Consider the following 25,045-nt stretch of genomic DNA (forward strand, 5'->3'; position numbering starts at 1 on the left):
CAGCGATATCTATTAGGCAATGCATCATAAACAAAGCGCCTATCAAATGATAGACGCCTTACTTGAAATCTTTAATTATTTCCACTGTCTACTTGACGGGGGGCAGTTCATGGAGGGGATGTCCTTCTTTTGCAATAATGCATGTATTTAATTAGTATATATATTTTATACTGGCCTACGTTGTAATATGTTTATGTCTACTTCATGTCTACTTCATGTCTGCCTGTCATATCTTTTAACACTTCAATGCTTTCCTTAACCTCTTTTACATCTTTGGATACACTTTTAAGAGCTGTGCCTATTATTTCAAGTTGTATAGAAGTCTTTTTTACTTCGCTTTTTAAATCTGATACATCCTCTTTTAAACCAGATACATCTGTTTCAAGCCTGTTTTGTCCTTCTAATATTTTAACTAGCATAGATTTTAATTCATTATCCAATGATATCACCTCATTTATAAATTTATTATACCATATATTTATGCATTATATAGCTTACGCTGACAATTTAACATGTGGTAAAGCGGAAAGTTTTCCGGCGTATGCAAAGCATGATAGGCAATGATTTTATATCCTTTTTATTAACTATTTTAAGCCAAGTAATTTGCCTAATGCCTTATACTTTGTTTCTATTGCACCCTTTGGACAAAGTTCCTGACAGCAGAAGCATCTTATACATTTACTGTAATCCCATTGTGGAATTACTTTATTTCCTTTTTCTATAAAGGATATGACTTCAGGCTTTCGTGGGCAAACTTCATTACACCTCTTGCAACCAATACATTTATCTTCTATTACAACAGGATTGGGTGCAATCATTGAGGTTAAAAAATGATTTACAGAAGGGTTTATAAAATAGAAACTGCCGCCTTTTCTTGATAACTTAAAGTCTTTACATTTCATGGATTCTATTTTTTCTCCTAATACCTCTATATCTTCTGGTAGAACAGCTCCCCACTTTGCATCATATGCTTCTTTTAAAAAAGGAAGTTTTAGAACATCTTTATAACCAATTAACCTTACGGCAACTGAATCTACCGCAGTTAAACATTGTCCCATAATTATTGTATCCATCTTTTTAGGTGTTCCACTTTTAGGTCCATTTCCCTCCATTGCAATTATTCCATCAAGAATTGCAAAGCTAGTTTTAACTACGGAATTTACATCTAATAGCATTTTACTAAAATTATTAGCTTCTGGCATTCTTGTGTGCCATGAGGCCTTTTGAGCACCTGGAACGCAACCAAATTGATTTTTAACGGCTCCCGTATAATATGCCATAGCATGAGTCTTTAGCTTTGGAAGTGTAATCACAACATCAGCTTCATAAGGTGCTCTAGCTATATTCCATGATTTACATAATAGAGCATTTTCAAGAACTACATGAACATCATCTTTAAAATCATCAAATACAACCCCGTATCTGTTAGCAACTTCCATTAGCCCTGACTTTTCAGCTGCTTTTCTTGAATCTCCAAAACCAGGAGAGTCTCCAAATATAATATTGTCACTGTACTCTTTAACTATTCTAACAACAGCTTCAAAAACAGCGTAATGAGTTACAACCGGTGACCCTTTTTGCTCTACACTAAGAAAATTAGGTTTCAACAAGACTTTACTATTTTTAGGTATAAGTTTCCTTAGAAAAGTTTTCCCTCCAAGAAGTTCAAAACCCTCTCTTAGCGTTTTTTCTATTAGATCTACGTCATAATCTGTACATTTTAAAAGTGCAACCTGTTCCATAATAACTACTCCTTTATAATTTAATAAAAATATTATTTATTAATTGAATGTTGAAGATCTAACATCCTGCTTACATCGGTAATCAGTTGTTCATTTACCCAGCATATTAAAAATTTTCCTTTTTTCTGAGTGGTAATTAGTTCGGCGTTTACTAATTCTTTTATATGATGTGAAATTGTTGGTGCACCAATATTTAGACATGCGGAAATATCTGAAACCCAACATTGCCCGCCAGCTTCAAAACCTGCTTCGTGAGCCTGTGCAATTTTTAAATATAATTCTAATCTATTTTCATTGGAAAGAGCTTTAAATATTTTCGCCATTTTTCTTGTATCCATTTGTATCAACTCCATCTAATAGTATTAAGATTCGATAACCATCGAATTGATTGTAACTTATTGTAAAGTATATGTCAATTAATAGCTGAAAAGAACTATTTGTTTACATGAAAAGTTCAAATAAATAACTACATAAAAAGGGACAGCTAGCTGGCTGCCCCGTTTTGTGTAGCTAAATTAAATTTCCTTTTAATACTTCATCAAGAGTTTTTGATTCCTCAATATCACCTATAAGGGTAGCTGAGGATTTGTTGTCTCCTATTATTATTCCACCCACTAAAATATTTTGATTGAAAAATAACTTTTTATATATTTTGTTTTCATCATCTTTTATGCTAATAGCTTTAAATTTATCTTTGGATATTTCTCCTACAGATAATAACTCAAGGCCCATTGCATTAAAGGATATAGCTCCTAGTGCGTGTACATAGGCTTTAATATCTCCAGCAGCATTTGTACCTGCTATCTTACCCATGTCTACAGCAGCTGGCCAATTGCCATATACGGCACCTTCAAATTCTGCAATGTCGCCGCAAGCGTATATGTCTTTAATATTTGTTTCCATATTTTCATTGACTAGTATTCCACGGTTAGTTTCTATATTTGTTTTATCAGCTATGGTTATATTTGGTGCAATACCTGTAGAAAATAGAACAAGTTGTGCATCAAAAGTTTTACCACTTTTTAGAGTAACTGATTGAACGGACTTTTCGCCGTTTATAACTGTTACGCAGTCACCTAAAATAACCTCAATATCTTGGTTTTCAACAGCAGTTTTGAGTATAAGGCTTCCCTCATGATCTAACTGTTTTCCAAGAAGGGATTCGCTAAATTCAACTACGCTTACGTTGATACCAGCCTTTTTTATCTCATATGCTGCTTCAAGGCCTAAAAGTCCACCACCTACAATTACAACATTTTTAGTTGTTTTCATATTAGCTTTGATATTTTCTAAATCCTTAAGATCTCTTAAAGTGAATACGCCTTGTTTATCTATTCCCTCTGTAGGGATCATACGGTTTTGACTTCCATTTGCTATAATTAATTTATCATAACTTATAGATTTACCGCCATCAATTAATATTTGTTTTTTATCAGGGGTTAGGCTTTGAACCTCTACTCCTAAGAGAAGTGTTATATTGTTTTCTACGTACCACTCTTTTGGAGATAGATAAAAATCATCATCCTTTAAATTTTCACTTAAACCATCAGATATAGAAGGCCTGTAATATGTTAATTGCGTCTCGTTGGAGATTATTTCTATTTCGCATTGTTTATTTCTTTTTCTAATGGCATCTGCAGCATAATATCCAGCTGCACCGTTGCCGATAATAAGAAATTTTTCTTTTTTGTCAGAACTAAAGGTGATTATCTCAGGTGTTACTTCAATAAATTGATCTACACCGGCGCCACAAGCAGGACATATTTCAGGTGGTCTTGCACCATCAAATTCTTCTCCGCAAACTACACACTTCCATCTTTTTTGCGTTGATGGTTTAACAGGAGCGTTTCTTTTTTTAATTTTTTCAGTTATTTTTTGCGCAAAACTTTCACCGAATTTATAGGCAAAGTTTAAATCTTTATCATTAGGTTTAAAATTAAAGCTCATTGAGGGATATAAATCAAGATTAATTTGTTTTAATCTGTCTTCAATATTTGGAACACCTTCTCCACTCCAACCATAAGAACCGAAGGCAGAAGCAACTTTTCCACCGTGAACTATAGGATTTAAATTTATCAATATATCCCATATTGGTTTTAGAGCATCTCCATTTATAGTAGGAGAACCAAAAATTATTCCCTCTGATTTATCTATGCTAGTTAAAATATCATTCATGTCATGATGAATAACATCATACATATTAACTTTATAATCAGATTTAGAATTTATACCTTCTTCTATTTTTTTAGCTACAGCTTCTGTGTAACCATAAGCTGAAACGTAGCATAAAGTAATTTCTGATTGGGCAGAAGTTTTCTCTGGAAGGCTCCACTCTTTGTATAGATTTACTATCTTCCAAGGGTCTTCTCTTAAAACAGGTCCATGCCCTGGACATATCATATCTATTTTTAGGTCTTTAATTTTATCTATTGCTTTTAATACGTAGGGTTTAAAGGGACTCATAATACATTCAAAATAATACTTTAAGGCTTCCATGTAATTTTCTTGGTTTTCACTAAGATCATTAAATACTGCATCGCTTGCGTAATGACTTCCGAAGGAATCACAAGTTATAAGAAGTTTATCCTCCTCAACATAGGTAAACATTGAATCTGGCCAATGAAGGAAGGGTGCTGAGATAAAGGATAAGGTCTTATTTCCAAGACTTATACTATCGCCATCGCCTACTACTATGAATTCAAAATCTCTATTAATAATTTCTTTAAGAAAGTCAATTGCAGCTTGAGATCCTACTATTTTGGCATTTTTAGCAATATCTAAAAGCTTTCCAACAGAACCTGCATGGTCAGGTTCTGTATGATTTACAACTAAATAGTCAATTTTTTCTATGTCAATGTCTATAGATTTTAATCTTTCAAGATATTCATCAAAAAACTTCTCTTTTACGGTTTCAAATATTGCGGTTTTTTCACTACCTTTAACTACATATGAGTTATAAGTAGTACCAAAAGGCGTATACATTATTATATCAAAAATTCTAAGATTAGGGTCCTGTGCACCTACCCAGTGTATGTCCTTTTTCACTTCTAATGCTTTCATTGATAACACTCCTTTAATAGCTATTTAAAAACAATGGTTATTGACTGAATTATAGTATAAGATTATTTAGAATGCAACAACAAAGCTTAATATGAGGGTAATTTTGTTTTACAGTGAGATATTTTTATGCTATAGTTTTTAATGGACTAGGTATAAATTTAAGTGATTATAAGCTAAGCAAGAAACGTAGGAGGAAAACAAATGAGAGATTTTGTTATTGTGACAGATTCTTGTTGTGATTTGCCAAATGAATATATTTATGATAATAATATTGCCTTTGCAATGTTGCCATTTACTTATAATGGTAGAGAGTACTTTGATGATTTTGGACAAACCCTAAGCAAAAAGCAGTTTTTTGATGATCTTAGGGATGGTGCGTTACCTAAGACTTCTCAAGCTAATTCTGTAAGCTTTTATAATATATTCAAATCTGCTTCGGAGCGTGATAAGGATATAATTTATATCGGAGTTTCTTCAGGTCTTAGCGGAACATATAACAGTGCGAATATTGGTAAAACAGCTATATTAGAAGAATTCCCGAATGCTCGTATATATATTATTGATGCTTTAACGGCGTCATTGGGGCAAGGACTTATGGTTATGAAAGCTGTGGAAATGAAGAATGAAGGCTCTAGTGTAGAGCAAATTGTGTGTAAGATAGAAGAAAACATACAAAAATTGAATACATATATAACAGTTCAGGATTTAAACTTTTTAAAAAGAGGTGGAAGAATTTCCAGCGTTGCGGCTACATTAGGGATCGTTATGCATATAAAACCTATACTCACTATTAATCATGAAGGACGTGTAATGCCAGTGCTTAAGGTTAGGGGACGCAAAAAATCCTTAACCAAACTTGCAGAGATAGTGGAGGAGAAAATAGAAAATCCTGAGAATCAAACCATTGCTATTTGCCACGCAGATTGCTACGAGGAAGCTATAAGACTTAAAGAAGAGATACTCGCAAAAGTTAAGGTTAAAGAAGTGATTATTCATTTTATTGGACCAGTAGTGGGAACGTTTAGTGGTCCGGAGGCTTTAGCGGTGTTTTTCATTGGAGAAAGTAGACAACATCATGTAGTGGATATTTAAGATTATAAATAAAAAGTACCTAAAAATACATACTAACAAGGAGAAATTATATGAATTGGTTAATAGTGTTGTTAATGGCAGCAGTTCCACTTATTGAGCAAAAAGGGGCAATACCGGTTGGATTATATACGTATAATATTAATCCAATGGCAGTATTTCTATTAAGTTTTATAGGAAGTTTGCTTCCAGTCCCTTTTGTGCTGATATTTTTTAATAAAATATTTATATGGCTAGGAAAATATAAGTTTTTTAGTGGCATATACAATTTGATTGACAGAAAAATAAGCAAAAATAAATCTAAATTTGAAAAATTTGAGGCAATAGCCCTTATAACATTTATTGCAATACCACTTCCTACTACGGGTGTTTGGACAGGTACTGCAATAGCTGCATTTTTGAAGCTTGATTTTAAAAAATCTGTTATGTGCGCAGTTATAGGTTCATTTATATGTGGCCTTATAGTTACAGGTATATCTTTAGCAGTCCCTGCGTTCTTTAAAATTCTTTAAAAAATAATCTCTTGCCAATTTGGTAGGAGATTATTTTTTTTTATTACCTTAATATTTTTATCCTAATTAGAATAGTTTTAAATTTTTGAGCCACACTAAATATAATGAAACTTACATTTAAAAGTGGAGTGATTATAACGTGTTGGGAGATATGAATATGAGAGAAATGGACGATAGTGACAAAAATCATTTAAAAAAAGCTTATAAAAATTTTTCAGAGCTTGTATATGTTGTGAGTGCAAAGGAACTTGAGGTATTTATTACAAAGGGAGAATTTACTAGCTTTTTTAATTCTAGGATGAAAAAAATTATAGCGGAGATTAATGAAGAAAAAAATGAGATTATAGATGCTGGCGTATTTTTTAATACTAAGGGTGAAATAACTCTAATCAACGCTGAGATAGTTGGAAAATTCATTGAGGATAATTATAAATTGAAAATGATGGAGTATTACAAAAATACATCTTTGAATAAAATTATTAGAGGAGTCGTCAATGGAAGCGAAAAAACTAAAGGAGATTTCATATTAATCTCATATTCCATATTGTATGATACTCTAAGGGAGTTATATAAAACAATTAGTTGTAAAAAGACTAGTATGGTTATATATAGGAACCGTTATGCTTTAGAGGATTATAAAAACGATGATTGCACTATGGTGATTGCGGTTCAATTGATTTTAGAGGATTTATGTAAATACATTGGTGTTAATAGATATAAAATGGTTAAGGAAATAAGAACCAAAATATACCAATAAGGTCGTGAATTAAATTCAAAAGTAATAAAAATAAAAGAAAAAAAATCGAAAATCGTATGCCATATATTTACATAAAACTTATGATTTATGTAATGTAAAGGTAAACATGGATAATAATTACGGTTTCATAAAAAAATATTCAACTTTTAATAAAAAACTTTTAGATGTTTTTCATACAATTTCGACAAAATAATTCACGACATATTCAATGATAACTCTTTGTAAACTTTGTTAAGTATAAGATTATGGGTGTAAACAGTTTAAGTTGTCATTTTAAACAGATAATGCTTTAAATGCATGATTCATAAAATGACAGATTTCTCTGAAAAGCAATGTTAATATAAAATTAATAACAAAGTATAGGGGGGAAAACAGATATGGTAGTGTTAGAGAACTTAAATAAAAAGATTACAGAAGGCGATGTAGTTCATAATTATTTTTATAGGTTAGTAAAAAGTCAAATTTCTGTTTCAATGTATGACGAAGTTACTAAGGTACAAGCCTATGGTATTGAAATAGAAAGACAAGACACTGTGAGCGGAATAGTAGAATGTATACAAAGGGACAGTGTTCTAAATATAAGTCCACAAAGACATAAAGTTAAAGAACTTTTTAAAATGGTTTATGAAAACACAGTTTCACCTATTCACATGATAGATATCTTGGGTGAGTATATTGATGACTATACTAGCGACTTCGATGAAATGTTAAATAACATAGTCACTTGTTAATATCTAAAAAGTGGACTAACATATTGAGGAGGGCGTTTCTCCAGGTGAGAATAATTCTTCTCTTTTTGTTATTCAATGGAAATACATAAAATTTTTATTAGATAATACTATAAATTATATTAGTTTTATTATAATATAGTATTATTAACGAAAATAAACATTAAATCGTGTTGACATAGATATTAATCTTTGCGAACATAGATTAATAGGTGGGAGTGATATTTATGATCTTTGGTGTAGGTATTGATATAGTTGAAATACCACGTATAAAAAAAGCTATGGAGAGCAATAGTAAGTTTTTAGAGAAGATATTTACTAGTACTGAACTGGAATATCTTAAGAGTAGAAATTTAAGAGCTGAGTATGTGGCTGGAAGATTTGCAGCTAAAGAAGCAGTAGCAAAAGCATTAGGTACAGGTTTTAGAGGGTTTGATTTTAAGGATATTGAGATCGACAGGACAACTCTTGGAAAACCAATAGTAATTTTAAAAGGAAAGGCAAAGTTAATTGCTAAAAAAGAAGGGCAATATAGTATTCATCTTAGCATTTCTCATGGGGAAGATAGCGCGGTGGCTTATGCTATACTAGATGTTGAAAAGAAAACTGAAGAAAAGTGCAACGAAGAAAAATGTACCGATGAAAAATGTACCGATGAAAAATGTAAATATGAGGCTATAGAACCTGAGTCTTTCTAATTATTTATTTTAGTAATAGTATTAAACTCTTAGTAATAGTATTAGTAGTATAACGAAATGCTTTGGTAATAAATATTGTTTATAAACAAGGCATAATTGTTTAACATCTCCAGAGAAATCCTAGGAGGATAACAATGAAAAAGAAATTACTATTAATTATAAGCTTTTTACTAATTTTAAGTTTTATGCTACTTACTTCATGTGATAAGAAACCAAAGGATACTAATGATATAACAAATTTTCTTAAAAACATGGAAAGCTATACAACAAATATGAATATGGATATAATTAATACTAAACAGACAATTAACTATAAGGCAAAACAATCATATTTGCGGGGAGGTGGATACAAACTAGAACTAAATAAAAATAGAGTGTTTATTTACAAAAATGATGATAAAATCTATATTAGTGACAAAAACAATAAAACAAAGTATGTACAAAGCAAGGAATTTGATGAAGTACTGAAACTAAGTTTTATTGGTGAATACATAGGATTATTATATACTAATGAGGAAATAAAGTATGTTACCAAAAATATTAATGATATCGAATACACAGTAATTGATTTACTAATACCTGGTAGTAATAGAAATATTAATAAAGCATTGTTATATGTTAATAATAAAAAAATGATACCAGATAAAATGGTCATTTACGATATCGATGGTAAAGAAAAAATTAATATAACATATACTAATTTCCTGCCTAATGTAAAAATTGAACCATCAGTGTTTTTAGTTCCATAATATAGATTAATATAAACAAATGAAAAAATAGTAATAAAAATGAGGTGAGGGTAATTTTTAAACATTTAAGGCCTGTGTGGGCAGAGATTGATTTAGATAAATTAGCTCATAATATGAGAGAAATTAGGCGAATAGCTAAAAGTGAGAACATTATTGCTGTTGTTAAAGCAGATGCTTATGGGCATGGTGCAGTAGATGTGGCTCCTGTGCTTCTTGAAAATGGTGCTAATAGGCTTGCAGTAGCAATTCAAAGTGAAGCTATGGAACTTAGACGCTCAGGAATAGAATGCCCAATAATGGTTTTGGGGTTTACACCGCCTAATTTAATAGATAATTTATTAAAATATGATATTGAACAAACTGTATATACTTATGAATTCGCGAAAAGATTATCAAAGATGGCTGTACGGAAAAATAAAATAGCAAAGATTCACATAGCTGTTGATACTGGTATGGGCAGAATAGGCTTTTTACCGAATGACGAGAGCTGCGAGGTCGTATATAATATAAGTAAGTTACCTAATATAGTTATAGAAGGAGTATTCTGCCATTTCTCAACGGCAGATGAAAAAGATAAAACATATACTTATAAGCAAGTTGAAAAATTTGATGATTTTTATGCAAAGTTAAGGGCTAGGAAAGTGTACATAAAGATGAGGCATATTGCCAATAGCGCAGCTATAATAGATTTACCAGAAACTCATTATGAGGCAGTGCGCCCAGGGATAATAATATATGGATATTATCCATCTGACGAAGTAAATAAGGAAAACATAGATTTATTACCTGTTATGACATTAAAAACAAATGTAGTACACATAAAAACACTTCCTGCTGGTGAATACGTGAGTTACGGACGAAAATATAAAACTGAAAAAGAAACTGTTATTGCAACACTTCCAATTGGATATGCAGATGGTTATACAAGGCTTTTATTTGGAAAGGCAAAGGTAATCTTAAAAGGTAAATTTGCTCCAGTTATAGGCAAAATTTGTATGGATCAATGCATGATTGATATAACTGAAATCCAAGGAGTAAAAGTTGGAGATGAGGTTATATTAATTGGAGAAGATGGTAAGAATAAATTTACAGCAGATATGATAGGGGAGCTAATTGGTACTATAAGTTACGAAGTAGTTTGTATGATCGGTAAACGAGTTCCAAGAGTGTATACTAAAAATGGTGTGGTCGTAAAAATAAGAAAGTATGTATAAAACTAAAGATTTACATGGAAAATAATACGTTTAATGTATTGAAAATTGTTGAAAAAGGGCGAAAAAAAGAATAATTTCTTTGACAGACTGACATAGGTTGATTTATAATATATTTCATACATATTGTTGTTTTACTAAATAGGAGGTATTAAATTTTCTATGTCAACTTCAAAGAAATTAGTAATAAACCTCTCAAAAAAACTTTATATGGAATTTAATAAGGCACTTCAAAAAGATTGTAAAAAAAGAAGTGAATTTATTAGGGTTGCTATAATACTATATAGTGAGGAAAAGAAAAAACTTAATTATATTGATGAAATGAAACAAGGATATTTAGCAATGGCGGAGTTAAATTTAAAAATATCTAATATGGGTTTTGAGACTGATATCAAAGATTTTAAAGAATACGAAGTTAAGCTTTCGGAGAGTGATTTGTCAAATGACAACAATAGTAAAAAGAGGAGATATATTTTATGCTGATTTGAGTCCGGTTGTAGGCTCGGAACAAGGTGGGATTAGACCAGTAATAATACTTCAAAATGATATTGGTAATAAGTACAGTCCCACCATTATAATTGCAGCTATTACTTCTCAGATAAATAAGGCGAAACTCCCTACTCATGTTGAAATTTCTTCAGAAGAGTATGGTCTAAATAAAGATTCTGTAGTTTTGCTAGAACAAATAAGAACATTAGATAAAAAGAGATTAAAAGAAAAAATTGGTCATATGACTGATGGAGATATGAAAAAGGTAGATACTGCACTTTTAATTAGTGTAGGTTTATAAAAGGGATAAGGGTTTGTAGCTCTTATTAAATAAGATAAGGGCACTTTTGCCCTTATTTTTATTGGACTTTGCAATATTTAATAAACTTTCATAATTTTTAATTTTTGTGTAAATAATAAAAAGATATTCTCTATAAGATTAAGAGTAAATAAATTAGCTCATTTTGTATAATATTCACGAAAATTTTATATTAAAATTTATAACATGCCTAGTCATTATGTTATAATGTTATTAGTGATTTTACTGAAATAAATTACATAAACATATTAAGGAGAGTTAAATATGATACAACTTAAGAAAGTAACTAAGATTTATGATAATAATGTAATAGCTTTGTCGAATATTGATATTACTATTGAAAAAGGCGAATTCGTATTTCTTGTAGGGCCTAGTGGCGCAGGAAAATCTACTTTTGTCAAAATACTATTAAAAGAGACAAAAGCAACTACTGGTAGTGTTTTTTTGGATGGAACTGATATAACAACATTGCGCAGAAAAGAAATACCATATGTTAGAAGGAAAATTGGAGTAGTGTTCCAAGATTTTAGACTAATTGATAGTTTGAATGTTTATGAAAACGTAGCATTCGCACTAAGAGTTACGGAGGCTTCTGCTAAAGACATTAAGAAAAAAGTACCTTATGTTTTAGATTTAGTGGGATTATCAAAAAAACATATGGCTTTTCCAAATGAGATTTCAGGTGGAGAAAAACAAAGAGTTTCTCTTGCGAGAGCTATAGTCAATAATCCGACTTTGCTAATAGCAGATGAACCAACAGGAAATTTAGATCCAGAAACTGCTTTGGGTATAATGGATATTCTGAATGATATAAACAAGGCGGGAACTACTATAATTATGGCGACACATGCAAAAAACATAGTAGATTCTATGAAAAAAAGAGTAATTGCTTTAGAAAAAGGTGTTCTAGTTAGAGATGAGCAGAGAGGAAGATACGGTTATGAAGATTAGTACAATTAAATATTATGTTATGGATGCTTTAAAAAGTTTAAAAAGAAATAGTACAGTTAGTATAGCATCAGTGGCTACAGTAGCGGCTACTCTGTTCATTCTAGGTGTGTTTTTACTCATTGTTTTTAATGTTAATGCAGGAGTCCAGGAGTTGGGTGCTAAACTAGAGGTGAAAATTTTCCTTAAGGATAATGCAACAATATCGGATAAATCAGCTATAGAAGCTGCAATAAACAAAGTTAAGGGAGTATCAGAGGTTAAATTTGAAGATAAGCAAGATGCACTAAACAATGTAAAGAAACAATTTGGAGAGGATAGTGAATCATTAGTACAAGGATTTGAAAAGACAAACCCTTTTCCAAATGCATATGTTGTTAAAGTGTCAAACCCTAAAGTTGTAGACGATGTAGTTAAGGGAGCAGCGGGGCTAAAAGGTGTAGATAAGATTAAGGATGTTAGAGAAGTAGTTGACAAAATTATAAGCATAACTAATACTCTTAAAATAGTAGGAGCAGTATTATTTGCAATTTTAATAAGTGTTTCGTTATTCTTAATAGCAAACACAATTAAACTTACAGTATATTCGAGAAAAAGAGAAATAGGTATTATGAAATTCGTTGGAGCTACTGATTGGTTTATAAGATGGCCATTTATTATTGAAGGTATGATGCTTGGAATAACAGGAGCGCTTCTCTCTACTGGAGTATTATATTATGCATATAAAATAGTTTTCGTAAAATATACAAGTTCATTACTCGGAATTACGTTAATGAATCCTCATATTATATTAGGCACTTTTTTATGGCAGTTTGTGATTGGTGGCTTAGTTATTGGGGCACTCGGAAGTTCTCTCTCAATAAGAAAATTCTTGGTCGTTTAGTATTAAGTGAATTTATGTAATATTTGATAAAGTTATTAAATATATATATATTTAATATTATTGTTATAAAATTATTAAATTTACATAATAATATATAGAGAATTGCGAAGAGGTGTATTAAATGGGCGATGAAAATAAATTTAAAATCGTAGATAATGGTAATGAAAGAAATAAATTCAGAAAGAGAAAATGGGTAACATGGATAATAGTATTGCTTGTGGTTACTAATTCCATAACCTTGTTTGTCTCAAATAGGATTTCTCTAGGATTACCAAATGGTAAAGTTATGATTGGTAGAGAAGCTTATGATCAGGTATTAAAATTTCAAAAACTGTTTTTAGTGAGAAATAAATTGTATGAGTACTATGATGGTAAGATTACTGATGATGTTCTTGTAGAAGGTGCTATAAAGGGTATGACGGATTCTCTAAAAGATCCTTATACAACTTTCATGAACAAAAAAGAGTATACAGACTTTAATTCTCAAACTGAGGGAGCTTATACTGGTCTTGGTCTACAGGTTGGAGTGAAAGAAGATAATATAGTTGTAATTGCTCCTTTTGATGGCTCACCAGCTAAAAAAGCAGGTTTAATATCCGGAGATGTTATAGAAAAGGTTAATAAAACAGAAGTTACAGGAAAAGAACTAGATAAGGCTGTTACAATGATGAAAGGCAAAGTTGGTGAAGAGGTTACTCTAACTATCAATAGAGAAGGAAAAGGTAACTTTGATGTTAGCATGAAACGTGCCCAAATAGATTTAGTAACAGTTAAAGGTGAAATGCTAGAAAATAATGTTGGATATATTCAGCTTACGATGTTTGATGAACATACTTCTAAAAACTTTGAAAAGAAATTAACAGAGCTCGAGCAGAAGGGTATGAAGAGTCTGATTGTTGATGTAAGAGGAAATCCTGGTGGTCTTCTAGATCAAGTTGTATCTTTAACTTCTAATTTTGTTGCAAAAGGAAAGAACATAGTTTATACAATAGATAAGAATAAGAAAAAAACAGAATATAAATCTACTGGAGGCATTGCTATAGGTATGCCATTAACAGTATTAACAGATGCAGGAAGCGCTAGTGCCTCAGAAATTTTCGCAGGTGCTATAAGAGACTATAAAGTTGGTACTTTAGTGGGAGAAAAAACCTTTGGTAAAGGTGTTGTTCAAACTATGCTTTCAAGAAGCCAAGATGGTTTTGATGATGGTACTGCATTAAAGGTAACTATTTCTAAATATTATACTCCAAATGGTGAGAATATCCATCATGTTGGAATTAAACCAGAAGTTGCAGTTACTTACCCAGCAGCACTTAAAACAAAAACATATGATAAAAAAACAGATCCACAATTTATAAAAGCTTTAGAACTCGCTAAAGATAAAATTAAGTAATATCATAAAGATACAGTTTAATAAATAACAAGTATCTACCAATAAATTTGGTGGATGCTTGATTTTGTACGTGATTACTTAGCTGTGGAACATAGTCTATGTTATAATGTAATGTGTTTGATAATGCTCAGGGAGGAGATTTTAATCCGATGGAAATCGCAATACATACTTTAAGAGCAGTTGCTTTTGCAATTGTAGATCCTTCAAATGCGTTTATTTTGATAATGATTGCATTGATTTTTTATAATAAAAACAAGAAGATTGCGGCTATGCAGAAAATGATAATGGGGGAAACTTTAGATTCAGCTTTCGAGCTTACTATATCTCAAATTGTTATAGGGATTTTTGCTGGTGCTATAGCGAGTCTTATATTTACATATTCAGGATTAGTTTTTGATGAAAGTTCAAATATCTATTTATTGTTTATGGTGTCATTATTCTTCATGGCATTTAAACCTAGATATATTTGTTTTTCTTATTCTGGTGCAGTTTTAGGAATTGCTAGCCTATTGTTTAAATATGCAGCTAGTGTTTTACATATGCCACAATTAGATATTATTAAAATAGATATCTTAACCTTAATGATGCTTGTTGGAATATTGCACATTATAGAAGGAAGTTTAGTAATGATAGATGGTTCAAGAGGAGCTATTCCTGTATTTACTAATAGAGATGATAAAATTATTGGTGGGTTCTCTTTAAAAAGATATTGGGCATTGCCAATTGCTTTACTTATACTTTTAAGTGCAACTACTTCAGATGCAATGGTTGGACAAAGCGTAATGATTCCTGAGTGGAGACATTTATTAAAAGGGGACATAATAGATAAAATTCTGAAAAATTCAGTTATAGCTACTATTGCTTTGTACGGAGTTATAGGATATGGCAGTATTACGTTTACTAAGAGTAAAACGCGAAAGAAGCTTACTTCGGGTGGTTTAATAGTTGGGTATGGTGTAATTTTAACAGCAATATCGCAACTCGCGGTATTCGGTGTGTGGTTTCAATTATTTATTTTAATATTTGCTGCGGTTTCTCATGAAGCTATGTTGCGAATAGAAAAACATGTGGAGCTTACTTCAAAACCTAAATATGTAAGTAGTGACGAGGGAATTATGGTACTCGCGGTAGCTCCGGAATCTCCCGCTTTTCAAATGGGTATTGAAAGTGGAGATTTAATTTTGTTGCTCAATGATAAAAAGATAGAGGTCGAAGAAGAAATTTTTAATGTTATTAAAGGGAATTTTAATTCTTTATCAATGAAAATTAAGAAAGCATCTGGGGAATTAAAGGACATTACTTATGATAATATGGCTAAGAGAAAAAGACTGGGGATAGTAATTGTACCTAGGGAAGTACCTAGAGATACTACTGTTGTAAATGTTAATGAAGAAACATTTAAAGATATAATGGACAAAATTAGAGACAAAGATAAAGAGTAAGGAAAGTATGAAATTTCTCCTGCATACCTTGCAATATGAACTTGAAACGTAAAATTTCATTAAGAAATTCTAGTGTTTTTCTCACACATAATTCTCTAGCGCTCACATTCGCCGTCCTGGCTCAGGTTCGCTAACCTGCCGTCCTGGCAGGTTTACGAGAATTTTGTAATCGAAAAACAAGAATTACTAAATGAAATTTCAATGTTACTGCGCTTCTTATCGCAAGTTACTCTGGAGAGATTTCATACTTTATTTTTGATGTAAGAGTATATTGCTGAAAATGCAACTTAAAGTAAATTAAGAATTATTAAGGCTTGTTCGAACGCATTCTACGCAAAATATACTTCTGTTAGCATTCTCTAAGAAAAAAATCATAATGTCCAAAATCTTTAAGGTCTTTTAGCCGGTAGGCTATCGTGTTAAGAGTTGTTTAAAGAGAAAGATAATATTTTATATTATAAACAAGTGGTTTCTAATTTAGCATACCTACTTAGTTCTAATGTTTTTCACTTCTTATTGCAAGTACTCCGGAGATGCTTTTGATGTAAGAGTATATTGCTGAAAATGCAACTTAAAGTAAATTAAGAATTACTAAGGCTTGATCGAACGCATTCTACGCAATATATACTTCTGTTAGCATTCTCTAAGAAAAAATCATAATGTCCAAAATCCTTAAGGTCTTTTAGCCGGTAGGCTATCATGTTAAGATTAGTTTAAAGAGAAAGATAATATTTTATATTATAAACAAGTAGGTTCTAATTTAGCGTAGCTGTGTAGTTCTAATGTTTTTCACTTCTTATTTCAAGTACTCCAGAAAAAAATCATTCCTGTTGTTTATTTAATTTATCTAGATATAAGGCTTGTCAAATGCATTCTACGCAATATATACTTCTGTTAGCATTCTCTAAGAAAAAAATCATAACGTCCAAATTACTTAAGGTCTTTTAGCCGTTAGGCTATCATGTTAAGATTAGTTTAAAGAGAAAGATAATATTTTATATTATAAACAAGTGGTTTCTAATTTAGCGTAGCTATGTAGTTCTAATGTTTTTTACTTCTTATTGCAAGTACTTCAGAGAAAATTATTCCTGTTGTTTATTTAATTTATCTAGATATAAGGCTTGTCAAATGCATTCTACGCAATATATATTTCTGTTAGCATTCTCTAAGAAAAAAATCATAATGTCCAAAATCTTTAAGGTCTTTTAGCCGGTAGGCTATCGTGTTAAGAGCTAGTAAATGAGTTGCATAACCCAATACAATTACTTTCAATTAAAGTCATATCTAAAGATCCTTAAGTGAATTCTTTTGATTTATAAGAAATATGCGCACTAACTTATTAAAAATAATATACCGGAATTGCAACGAATACTGTAATTATAATAAGCAATATACCAAAGGAAATTGAAAGCTTTTTTGTATATTTATTTTTTGATTTTGAATTAAATCCTTTGAACAATAACCAACACCCTGCAAAGGTAAAAATTATTGGATTAGCAATTTTACCAGGAATTAAACCCAACAAATTACTTACGCAAAATATTAATATTATTACTGAAAACAATGCCTTTATCCATTTCATTTTCTTATTATTAATCTAAACCACCACCTCTAATTAATAATAACATATATTGACAAGGTAAAAATTCAATTGTATAATTAAATGAAATTATAATATTAAATAAAGGAAAATGGTGGACCGAAATGAGAATCTAATCTTATCTATATGAACTAATTTGTTTACATGAAAATTTAAGCCTTTAGATAGGTTTGTTTTTGATGTGGAATTTTATAGTTTTGGATAGGGTAGGATATGCATGGGGTCTATGCTTTTTTTAAGTGCAAATTTTATCCTCTCCATATTAAAAAAGGAGAGGTTTTTTATGTTGTTTTTAGAAATGAGAAATATTAAAAAGAGTTTTGGTGATAGATTACTTTTAGATATAGAGAATTTAGCGATTGATTCTGAGGATAAAATAGGAATAGTAGGACTTAATGGAGTTGGGAAAACGACCTTAATGGATATTCTTTCAAAGAGGCTATCTCCAGATGAAGGTACCGTTAAAGTATATGGGAGTTATTCATATATAACTCAACTAGATTATAGCATTAATGAGAAACCTTTGACGCAGGTGTCTAGGTTATTTAAAGTGCCTGTAAATCAGGGTGAATTTATGAGTGGGGGAGAAAAGACAAGGCTTAAAATTGCTAATAGCTTAAGTGAAATGACAAATCTAATTTTTGCAGATGAACCTACATCAAATTTAGATATAGAAGGTATTAAGCTTTTAGAGGAAAAATTACTATCCCATAAAGGTGCGTTAGTTTTGATTTCTCATGATAGATTTTTTTTAGATAAGTTGTGTACTAAAATAATTGAATTAGAAAATGGAAAGATTAAAATATATAATGGAAACTATAATTTCTATAAAAACCAGAAGCAATTAGAGCGGGAAAGGCAAAACTTTGAGTATTCACAGTTTGTTAAGGAGAAGAGAGGTTTAGAGGAATCTATTGTAGATAAGAAACATTATAAGTCTAATATGAGAAAAACCCCTAAGCGTATGGGTAATTCTGAAGCAAGACTTCATAGACTAGGGAATCAAAAAGCAGAAAAAAATGTAGATAATGGCGTAAAGTCTCTTAAATCCAGGCTAGAGAAATTAGAAATAAAGGATAAACCGTTAGATATTTATAAAACAAAGGTCGACATACAAAAGACTGAGAAATTACACAGCAAGATTTTAATTAAAGGAAATAATGTTGATAAAAATTTTGGAAGTAGAAAGATATTTGATAAGGCGAATTTCCAAATAAGCAATGGTTGGAAGGTCGCTTTAATTGGACATAATGGTTGTGGTAAAAGTACACTTTTACGAATGATAATAGATAAAGATTCTAATATTAGTAGTTCTAGTACTTTAAGAATAGGGTACTTTAATCAAGATTTGAGTATACTTGATGAAGAAAAAAGTGTGCTTGAAAATGTTATGGAAGAAAGTGTTTATGATGAGACTTTAACACGAATATTCTTAGCGAGGCTTTTATTTAGAAGTGAGGATATTCATAAAAAAGTTAACTGCTTAAGTGGAGGAGAAAGAGTAAAGGTATCCTTTGCTAAAATTTTTGCTGGCGATATAAACATGCTGATTCTAGATGAGCCCACAAATTATCTTGATATTTATTCTGCGGAAGCAATTGAGACTGCTTTAAAAGAATTTAACGGTCCATTGTTATTTGTCTCCCATGATAGAAAATTTATAAGTGAAGTGGCAGATCATTTAATGATAATAAACAATAATAAAATTGAGTCCTTTAGTGGGGGATATGATGAATATTTACAAAAGGAAAATGAAAACTCACAATTTCAGGATTTAAAGAATCGAAGGATGATTGTTGAAAATAAAATTTCAGGAGTTTTAGGGAAGATTTCGATGCCAACTAAAAAAGATAATGTGGAACTATTGGATTTAGAATATAAGGAACTTATAAAAGAATTAAAAGAGATTAAAAGTCTAGATAAATAGTAAAGAAGGTATTCTATTTTCTTAGAGAATGCTATAACGGGAAGTATATATTGCTAAAATGCGCTCACTTTGCCAAGTAATTCTAAAATTAATTATATTTTCAGTTGCTAAAAAATGAAAACTCGCTATCGCTCAGACATTCATTTTTCTTTACGCAACTGAAAATAAAATAAATTAAGAATTACTAAGGCTTGTTCGAACGCATTCTACGCAAAATATACTTCTGTTAGCATTCTCTAAGAAAAATATATAATGTCCAAAATCCCTAAAGATTTTTTAGCCGTAGGCTTTCGTGTTAAGAGTGATTAAAAGAGAAGGATTGTATTTTATATAATGTAACAAATTGTTTCTAGTCTAGCGTAGCGTACTATTTAGTTATGATGTTTTATCGCTTCTTATTTCAAGCCGATCTGGAGAGATTTCATACTTTTATTTATATTAAGTGTTTAATTAAAGAAACATCTAAGATGTGTTCGAACGCATTCTATGCAAAATATACTTCTGTTAGCATTCTCTAAGAAAAAAGCAAAATATCCTAAATCCTTAAGATCTTTCAGCCGGTAGGCAGTCGTGTTAAGAGTGATTAAAAGAGAAAGATTGTAATTTATATAATGTAACAAATTGTTTCTAGTTTAGCGTAGCGTACTATTTAGTTATAATGTTTTATCGGTTCTTATTTCAAGTCGCTCTGGAGAGATTTCATACTATTATTTATATTAAGTGTTTAATTGAAGATACATTAAGGCTTGTTTGAACGCATTCTATGCAAAATATACTTCTGTTAGCATTTTCTAAGAAAAAAGCATAATATCCTAAATCCTTAAGATCTTTCAGCCCGTAGGATGTCGTGTTAAGAGTTTTTTTAAGTCAATATTGTAATTTATATTATGAAACTGTTAATTGTAGTTTAGGTTAGCTATTTACTTCTTATTGTAAGTCACTATAGAGATTTCACACTTATTATTAATATTAAGCTGCAGCCTATCGGCTAGAATATTCTAGATGCATCTAAGTGTAAATATGACATAGTATGAATTTCTCTGGGAGTGGCACCAAATAAGAAGAGCAGAAACATTGAAATTCTATTTAAAATTCTTCTTTTGCAAATATAAAATTCTCGTGAGCCTGACTGGAAGGAAGGCTAGCGAACCGGCGCACGCCGAATGTGAGTGATAGGGAATTTTATGTTGGCAAAAGATTAGAATTTCTTAATAGAATTTCACGTTTCAAACTCTTATTTGGTGCCACGCAGGAGGAATTCATAGGTCGCAATTCTTGATATTAAATTTATCTAAGTAACATAACTATAATTCATTATGGGAACAGTAATAATAGGTGATGCGTATGAAGAAAAAAATTCTTGTAGTTATGTTATTATTTATTATGATTTTACATTCAACGGTCGTTTTTGCTGAAGGATTTAAATACGTCGAAATTTTTGATCCAAAGAAAGATGAGGTAGTTAAATTAGTTCAGCTAAATGGAGAAATTCATGACATGGTTGCTAGCTGGATAAATGATGTGGATGATATCTATGGTAAAAGTGACCCTATTACAAATGATGGGTATGCAATTAGAGTACCACTTGATCCCCCTGTTAAGATACAGGGTAAATGTATTAATACACTTGTAGATGATGTTTATATAATAGTCCCAGAAAAAGATGTGCCATTTTTTATTATTTTTGATAGCGAAAAAAAATTACTTTGCTACCCTTTTAAGGGGAATATAAATAAGTTATCACGAGTTTTAGATTTTAAGTTGAAAAACAGTTAAAATTTATATTGTTCAATATTAATAAATTAATAAGAGTTTAAAAATAGGGGCTTAGGGCCCTATTTTTAAAACCATTTTTATTGCATTTAAATATAAAATATAATTGTATATTTGTATTCACTTTATAATGTTTTATACGATAATAAAATATATAGAATTTTTTCTTTAATTGGAATTAAGATTGTATGTTTAAATATTAATATAAACAAAACCTGTTTAGCTTCCTTTTAAAATGGTCATATTATATTTGTAGACATCTACTTACTGTAAATGATTAAGGGTAGTTTGGATTTTCGAATATAATTTGAAGTAGAAGGAAGTGTCTTTAATTGAAGTCGTTTAAGATTTGTTTATGCTTTTTTATGTTGGTTTTATTTTTTAGTATAGGAGGATATTCTAATACGCCTAAAGAAGTCGCAAAAGCCGCCACAACGCGAACAAAAGCTAAGAAGATAGTTCCAATAAATTACAGGGATACTTCCAATGAGAAAATCGAAAAATCAGCTTTGCCTGAATATGATTTGTTATTTAATATAAAAGATAAGAATAAGCTTCAAGGAATTACTTTTTTTAATAGAAACATATATTGTGGTTTTGATGTTGGTGGTGGAAATGGGAAGATAGTAAAATATAATATGTCAGGAAAAATAATATCTGAATCAAGTCCTATGCGTGTAGGGCATTGTGCTGACATTGGATATAGAGCTAAAACTAATAAGATGTATATTACTAATGGTGGAGGTCATAATCTAACACATGTTTATGTTGTTGATTATGATAAAAGTATTATATTAAATGATTTAAACTACGGAAATTTGGGAACATCAGCTTTACTTGCCATAGATAATGTTAATGATTATTTAATATTACATACTGTTTTAAAGAGAGGTGATGTTGGAAATCCAAGATTTACTATTATTAGTTTATCAAATATGAAGATATTAAAGTCTTTTAATTTGGCTAGAGAAGGTATTCCACAAGGATTAGAATCAGATGGAAAATATATTTATTTATATACAAATAATAAAGTTACAGTTTATAATTATGATGGTTTAAAAATTGCTCAATATCATCTTAATAAAAGAGGCGAGAGTGAGGGCATAACAATAGCATCAGAATATGGGAAATCTTATTTAGCCATAGGATATAATTCTCCAAATAGAATTTATTCATTATTTATTAATCAAGTTAAACGTGAGCCCGTTCTAAAATTAACTAAACTAGATAAGGTCATTTCTAATCGATAAGAATAAAAAAATAGAGTTATGATTAATTTCATAACTCTATTTTTTAGTTAAGAAATTCAATAATACCTAGGAGGATTAGTAATACGCCTGAAAATAATGCTGCATATTAACGGGTCCTATTGGAACAATAACTATTTTCAGAATTGCTTAATAGTATAAAGTTTAGTTTTAAGCAGATTATAAAGTAATCGATATAGATTTTACTAATGTTATTTTTTATAATTGGCTACCTTTTTCATGGGTAGCCTTTTTATATATAAAAGATAATTATTATTGACTGATATTTAGTATTGTTGTAAAATAAATAAAATACAGTAAATAATTACTAGAAAGAATATTTAATATAAACCCTAAAATAATACTTAATGATGTTATGATAGTAAATGGCATGAGATTATTTATGCGGTATATTGACATATTAAAAACTTATTGATAAAATGTATATAGCGAACAAACGTTCAGAAAAAGGAAAATAAGGCGGTGATTTTATGCATGAGTTTAAGATACATTCAAAGTTTAAACCTACTGGAGACCAACCTCAGGCTATTGATAGTCTAGTGCAAGGTATTGAGGAGGGGAAGAAGTTTCAGACTCTTTTAGGGGTAACTGGTTCAGGTAAGACATTTACTATGGCTAATATTATTGAAAGAGTTCAAAAACCTACATTGGTACTTGCTCATAATAAAATCTTAGCAGCACAGCTTTGCTCGGAGTTCAGAGAGTTTTTTCCTGATAACTGCGTTGAGTATTTTGTGTCATATTATGATTATTATCAGCCTGAGGCTTATATAGCTCAGACGGATACATTTATAGAGAAAGATTCATCGGTTAATGATGATATTGATAAATTAAGACATTCAGCTACATCAGCATTACTTGAGCGTAATGATGTTATTGTTGTGGCGTCTGTTTCATGTATATATGGACTTGGTAATCCTGAGGAGTATAAAAAACTTACAGTGTCCTTAAGGGTTGGTATGGAAAAGGATAGAAATGAAGTAATAAGACATTTAGTAGATATACAGTATGAAAGAAACGATATCAATTTTATTAGAGGAACTTTTAGAGTTCGGGGCGACATTATTGATATATTCCCTGCATCGTCTTCAAGCGAGGGAATTAGGGTAGAGTTTTTTGGAGATGAGATAGAAAAAATAAGATCATTTGATTCACTTACAGGAGAAATTATTGGCAATAGAAAACATGTTTCTATTTTTCCAGCTTCCCATTTTGCTACCTCCAAAGACAAATTAGAAATTGGTATAGCTCAAATAGAGCAGGAACTGGAAGAAAGATTAAAGGAACTTATTGGCCAAGATAAAGCTTTAGAAGCGCAAAGGCTTAAGCAAAGAACAAACTATGATATTGAAATGATGCGTGAGGTTGGTTACTGCACTGGTATTGAGAATTATTCTAGAATTTTAGATGGTAGGCCTGCTGGAACAGCACCCCAAACATTGATGCACTATTTTCCAGATGATTATTTAATGTTTATAGATGAGAGTCACGTAATGTTACCACAGGTTAGGGCTATGTATGGTGGAGATAGATCCAGGAAGACTAATTTAATAGAATATGGGTTTAGACTTCCATCCGCATATGACAATAGACCACTAACTTTTCCAGAGTTTGAAAATAGTTTAAATCAAACGGTTTTCGTAAGTGCAACGCCAAATACTTATGAGGCAGAGCATAGTGAAAATGTAGCTGAGCAGGTAATAAGGCCTACTGGGCTACTTGACCCAGAAATAGTTATAAGACCTGTTAAAGGACAAATAGATGATTTATATGCAAGTATTCAGGAAACAATAGGAATGGGTTTTAGAGTTTTAGTTACAACCCTTACTAAAAAAATGTCAGAGGATTTGACTAAATATTTCAGAGAAATGAATATGAAAATAACTTATTTACATTCTGATATTGATACTATAGAAAGAATGAAGATTATTCAAGATTTAAGACTAGGTACATTTGATGTGCTTGTTGGTATAAATCTTTTAAGGGAAGGGTTAGATATTCCAGAAGTAGCCCTTGTTGCAATACTTGACGCAGATAAAGAAGGATTCCTCCGTTCTGAAACATCATTAATTCAAACAGTGGGAAGAGCTGCAAGAAATTCCGAGAGTAAGGTAATAATGTATGCAGATAGGATTACAAAATCTATGAAGAAATGTATAGATGAAACATCAAGGCGTAGAATAATTCAAATGGAATATAATGAAGAGCATGACATAGTACCAACTACTATTGTAAAAGATATTAGAGATGTAATCGGAGCTATTATGGTAGCAGAGGATGAGGTTGTATATGAAACTCTTGAAGCTGCTATGGGCGCAAATTATGATGAAACTAAAAAGTTAATGGATAAATATGAAAATGAAATGAAACAAGCAGCCAAGGATTTACATTTTGAAAGAGCTGCTCAGATTAGAGATATACTTTATAAACTTAAGAAACAGATTAAAGAAGTCTAAC

General features: G+C 30.7%; 22 protein-coding genes. 17 read left to right on the plus strand and 5 right to left on the minus strand.

The window, feature by feature from the left end; translation table 11 throughout:
• Positions 1–197: 197 nt before the first annotated feature.
• The 4 genes from KPL55_RS17620 to KPL55_RS17635 form a co-directional block, all read right to left on the minus strand.
• Positions 198–440: a hypothetical protein gene (locus KPL55_RS17620; protein WP_216308060.1), complete on the minus strand. Its 243-nt coding sequence runs from the start codon at positions 438–440 to the stop codon at positions 198–200.
• Between the two features lie 144 nt (positions 441–584).
• Positions 585–1,742, minus strand: coding sequence for a DUF362 domain-containing protein (locus KPL55_RS17625; protein WP_216308061.1), 1,158 nt, complete (start codon positions 1,740–1,742; stop codon positions 585–587).
• Between the two features lie 32 nt (positions 1,743–1,774).
• Positions 1,775–2,080 (minus strand): ArsR/SmtB family transcription factor, encoded by a 306-nt coding sequence (locus KPL55_RS17630; protein ID WP_216308062.1) that lies wholly within the window; start codon positions 2,078–2,080, stop codon positions 1,775–1,777.
• 172 nt (positions 2,081–2,252) lie between these two features.
• Complete coding sequence (locus tag KPL55_RS17635) at positions 2,253–4,802, minus strand: FAD-dependent oxidoreductase (protein WP_216308063.1); 2,550 nt, start codon at positions 4,800–4,802, stop codon at positions 2,253–2,255.
• A gap of 201 nt (positions 4,803–5,003) precedes the next feature.
• Here KPL55_RS17635 and KPL55_RS17640 point away from each other — a divergent pair, with 201 nt between their 5' ends.
• From KPL55_RS17640 to KPL55_RS17700, 13 genes are all read left to right on the plus strand, one after another.
• Entirely contained in the window at positions 5,004–5,894 is an 891-nt protein-coding gene (locus tag KPL55_RS17640) for a DegV family protein (RefSeq protein WP_216308064.1), read from the plus strand.
• Positions 5,895–5,944: 50 nt separating this feature from the next.
• On the plus strand, positions 5,945–6,403 hold the full coding sequence (locus tag KPL55_RS17645; protein WP_216308065.1) for a COG2426 family protein: 459 nt from the start codon (positions 5,945–5,947) through the stop codon (positions 6,401–6,403).
• Positions 6,404–6,560: 157 nt separating this feature from the next.
• On the plus strand, positions 6,561–7,160 hold the full coding sequence (locus KPL55_RS17650) for a hypothetical protein (RefSeq protein WP_216308066.1): 600 nt from the start codon (positions 6,561–6,563) through the stop codon (positions 7,158–7,160).
• Between the two features lie 377 nt (positions 7,161–7,537).
• Positions 7,538–7,891, plus strand: coding sequence for a DUF6514 family protein (locus KPL55_RS17655; protein ID WP_216308067.1), 354 nt, complete (start codon positions 7,538–7,540; stop codon positions 7,889–7,891).
• Between the two features lie 224 nt (positions 7,892–8,115).
• The gene (acpS, locus tag KPL55_RS17660; protein ID WP_216308068.1) at positions 8,116–8,586 is read left to right on the plus strand and encodes a holo-ACP synthase; all 471 of its coding nucleotides are present in this window, start codon (positions 8,116–8,118) and stop codon (positions 8,584–8,586) included.
• Positions 8,587–8,720: 134 nt separating this feature from the next.
• Complete coding sequence (locus KPL55_RS17665) at positions 8,721–9,335, plus strand: germination lipoprotein GerS-related protein (RefSeq protein WP_216308069.1); 615 nt, start codon at positions 8,721–8,723, stop codon at positions 9,333–9,335.
• Between the two features lie 53 nt (positions 9,336–9,388).
• Positions 9,389–10,549 carry an alanine racemase gene (gene alr / locus KPL55_RS17670; protein ID WP_216308094.1) on the plus strand — a complete coding sequence of 387 codons (1,161 nt, stop codon included), beginning with the start codon at positions 9,389–9,391 and terminating at the stop codon, positions 10,547–10,549.
• A 159-nt stretch (positions 10,550–10,708) separates the two neighbouring features.
• On the plus strand, positions 10,709–11,029 hold the full coding sequence (locus KPL55_RS17675) for a CopG family transcriptional regulator (RefSeq protein ID WP_216308070.1): 321 nt from the start codon (positions 10,709–10,711) through the stop codon (positions 11,027–11,029).
• The gene (locus tag KPL55_RS17680; protein ID WP_071614469.1) at positions 10,989–11,336 is read left to right on the plus strand and encodes a type II toxin-antitoxin system PemK/MazF family toxin; all 348 of its coding nucleotides are present in this window, start codon (positions 10,989–10,991) and stop codon (positions 11,334–11,336) included. The genes KPL55_RS17675 and KPL55_RS17680 overlap by 41 nt, the downstream gene beginning before the upstream one ends.
• A gap of 282 nt (positions 11,337–11,618) precedes the next feature.
• Positions 11,619–12,305 carry a cell division ATP-binding protein FtsE gene (gene ftsE, locus KPL55_RS17685; protein ID WP_216308071.1) on the plus strand — a complete coding sequence of 229 codons (687 nt, stop codon included), beginning with the start codon at positions 11,619–11,621 and terminating at the stop codon, positions 12,303–12,305.
• The gene (gene ftsX, locus KPL55_RS17690) at positions 12,295–13,185 is read left to right on the plus strand and encodes a permease-like cell division protein FtsX (RefSeq protein ID WP_216308072.1); all 891 of its coding nucleotides are present in this window, start codon (positions 12,295–12,297) and stop codon (positions 13,183–13,185) included. The genes ftsE and ftsX overlap by 11 nt, the downstream gene beginning before the upstream one ends.
• A gap of 121 nt (positions 13,186–13,306) precedes the next feature.
• Positions 13,307–14,578 (plus strand): S41 family peptidase, encoded by a 1,272-nt coding sequence (locus tag KPL55_RS17695; protein WP_216308073.1) that lies wholly within the window; start codon positions 13,307–13,309, stop codon positions 14,576–14,578.
• 149 nt (positions 14,579–14,727) lie between these two features.
• A complete protein-coding gene (locus KPL55_RS17700; protein WP_216308074.1) occupies positions 14,728–16,020 on the plus strand; it encodes a PDZ domain-containing protein in 1,293 nt (430 codons plus the stop codon).
• A gap of 1,339 nt (positions 16,021–17,359) precedes the next feature.
• Here KPL55_RS17700 and KPL55_RS17705 read toward each other — a convergent pair.
• Positions 17,360–17,602, minus strand: a complete 243-nt coding sequence (locus KPL55_RS17705; protein WP_216308075.1) for a hypothetical protein — start codon at positions 17,600–17,602, stop codon at positions 17,360–17,362.
• Positions 17,603–17,903: 301 nt separating this feature from the next.
• On the opposite strand from KPL55_RS17705, the gene abc-f reads away from it, so the two are divergent.
• The 4 genes from abc-f (at position 17,904) to uvrB (ending at position 25,044) form a co-directional block, all read left to right on the plus strand.
• The gene (abc-f, locus tag KPL55_RS17710; protein ID WP_216308076.1) at positions 17,904–19,547 is read left to right on the plus strand and encodes a ribosomal protection-like ABC-F family protein; all 1,644 of its coding nucleotides are present in this window, start codon (positions 17,904–17,906) and stop codon (positions 19,545–19,547) included.
• 1,344 nt (positions 19,548–20,891) lie between these two features.
• On the plus strand, positions 20,892–21,323 hold the full coding sequence (locus KPL55_RS17715) for a hypothetical protein (RefSeq protein ID WP_216308077.1): 432 nt from the start codon (positions 20,892–20,894) through the stop codon (positions 21,321–21,323).
• 362 nt (positions 21,324–21,685) lie between these two features.
• On the plus strand, positions 21,686–22,570 hold the full coding sequence (locus KPL55_RS17720) for a YncE family protein (RefSeq protein ID WP_216308078.1): 885 nt from the start codon (positions 21,686–21,688) through the stop codon (positions 22,568–22,570).
• A 488-nt stretch (positions 22,571–23,058) separates the two neighbouring features.
• Positions 23,059–25,044, plus strand: coding sequence for an excinuclease ABC subunit UvrB (gene uvrB, locus KPL55_RS17725; RefSeq protein ID WP_216308079.1), 1,986 nt, complete (start codon positions 23,059–23,061; stop codon positions 25,042–25,044).
• The last annotated feature ends 1 nt before the right edge of the window (position 25,045 follow it).

This window comes from Clostridium lacusfryxellense (assembly GCF_018861735.1).
GTDB classification, from domain to species: Bacteria; Bacillota; Clostridia; order Clostridiales; family Clostridiaceae; genus Clostridium_AD; species Clostridium_AD lacusfryxellense.

Excerpts from the sequence above, each read along its gene's own strand:
- KPL55_RS17625 (WP_216308061.1), bottom strand. The coding sequence starts at position 1,742 with ATGGAACAGGTTGCACTTTTAAAATGTACAGATTATGACGTAGATCTA.
- KPL55_RS17630 (WP_216308062.1), bottom strand. The coding sequence starts at position 2,080 with ATGGATACAAGAAAAATGGCGAAAATATTTAAAGCTCTTTCCAATGAA.
- KPL55_RS17635 (WP_216308063.1), bottom strand. The coding sequence starts at position 4,802 with ATGAAAGCATTAGAAGTGAAAAAGGACATACACTGGGTAGGTGCACAG.
- KPL55_RS17640 (WP_216308064.1), top strand. The coding sequence starts at position 5,004 with ATGAGAGATTTTGTTATTGTGACAGATTCTTGTTGTGATTTGCCAAAT.
- KPL55_RS17645 (WP_216308065.1), top strand. The coding sequence starts at position 5,945 with ATGAATTGGTTAATAGTGTTGTTAATGGCAGCAGTTCCACTTATTGAG.
- KPL55_RS17650 (WP_216308066.1), top strand. The coding sequence starts at position 6,561 with ATGAGAGAAATGGACGATAGTGACAAAAATCATTTAAAAAAAGCTTAT.
- KPL55_RS17655 (WP_216308067.1), top strand. The coding sequence starts at position 7,538 with ATGGTAGTGTTAGAGAACTTAAATAAAAAGATTACAGAAGGCGATGTA.
- acpS (WP_216308068.1), top strand. The coding sequence starts at position 8,116 with ATGATCTTTGGTGTAGGTATTGATATAGTTGAAATACCACGTATAAAA.
- KPL55_RS17665 (WP_216308069.1), top strand. The coding sequence starts at position 8,721 with ATGAAAAAGAAATTACTATTAATTATAAGCTTTTTACTAATTTTAAGT.
- KPL55_RS17675 (WP_216308070.1), top strand. The coding sequence starts at position 10,709 with ATGTCAACTTCAAAGAAATTAGTAATAAACCTCTCAAAAAAACTTTAT.
- KPL55_RS17680 (WP_071614469.1), top strand. The coding sequence starts at position 10,989 with ATGACAACAATAGTAAAAAGAGGAGATATATTTTATGCTGATTTGAGT.
- ftsE (WP_216308071.1), top strand. The coding sequence starts at position 11,619 with ATGATACAACTTAAGAAAGTAACTAAGATTTATGATAATAATGTAATA.
- ftsX (WP_216308072.1), top strand. The coding sequence starts at position 12,295 with ATGAAGATTAGTACAATTAAATATTATGTTATGGATGCTTTAAAAAGT.
- KPL55_RS17695 (WP_216308073.1), top strand. The coding sequence starts at position 13,307 with ATGGGCGATGAAAATAAATTTAAAATCGTAGATAATGGTAATGAAAGA.
- KPL55_RS17700 (WP_216308074.1), top strand. The coding sequence starts at position 14,728 with ATGGAAATCGCAATACATACTTTAAGAGCAGTTGCTTTTGCAATTGTA.
- KPL55_RS17705 (WP_216308075.1), bottom strand. The coding sequence starts at position 17,602 with ATGAAATGGATAAAGGCATTGTTTTCAGTAATAATATTAATATTTTGC.
- abc-f (WP_216308076.1), top strand. The coding sequence starts at position 17,904 with ATGTTGTTTTTAGAAATGAGAAATATTAAAAAGAGTTTTGGTGATAGA.
- KPL55_RS17715 (WP_216308077.1), top strand. The coding sequence starts at position 20,892 with ATGAAGAAAAAAATTCTTGTAGTTATGTTATTATTTATTATGATTTTA.
- KPL55_RS17720 (WP_216308078.1), top strand. The coding sequence starts at position 21,686 with ATGTTGGTTTTATTTTTTAGTATAGGAGGATATTCTAATACGCCTAAA.
- uvrB (WP_216308079.1), top strand. The coding sequence starts at position 23,059 with ATGCATGAGTTTAAGATACATTCAAAGTTTAAACCTACTGGAGACCAA.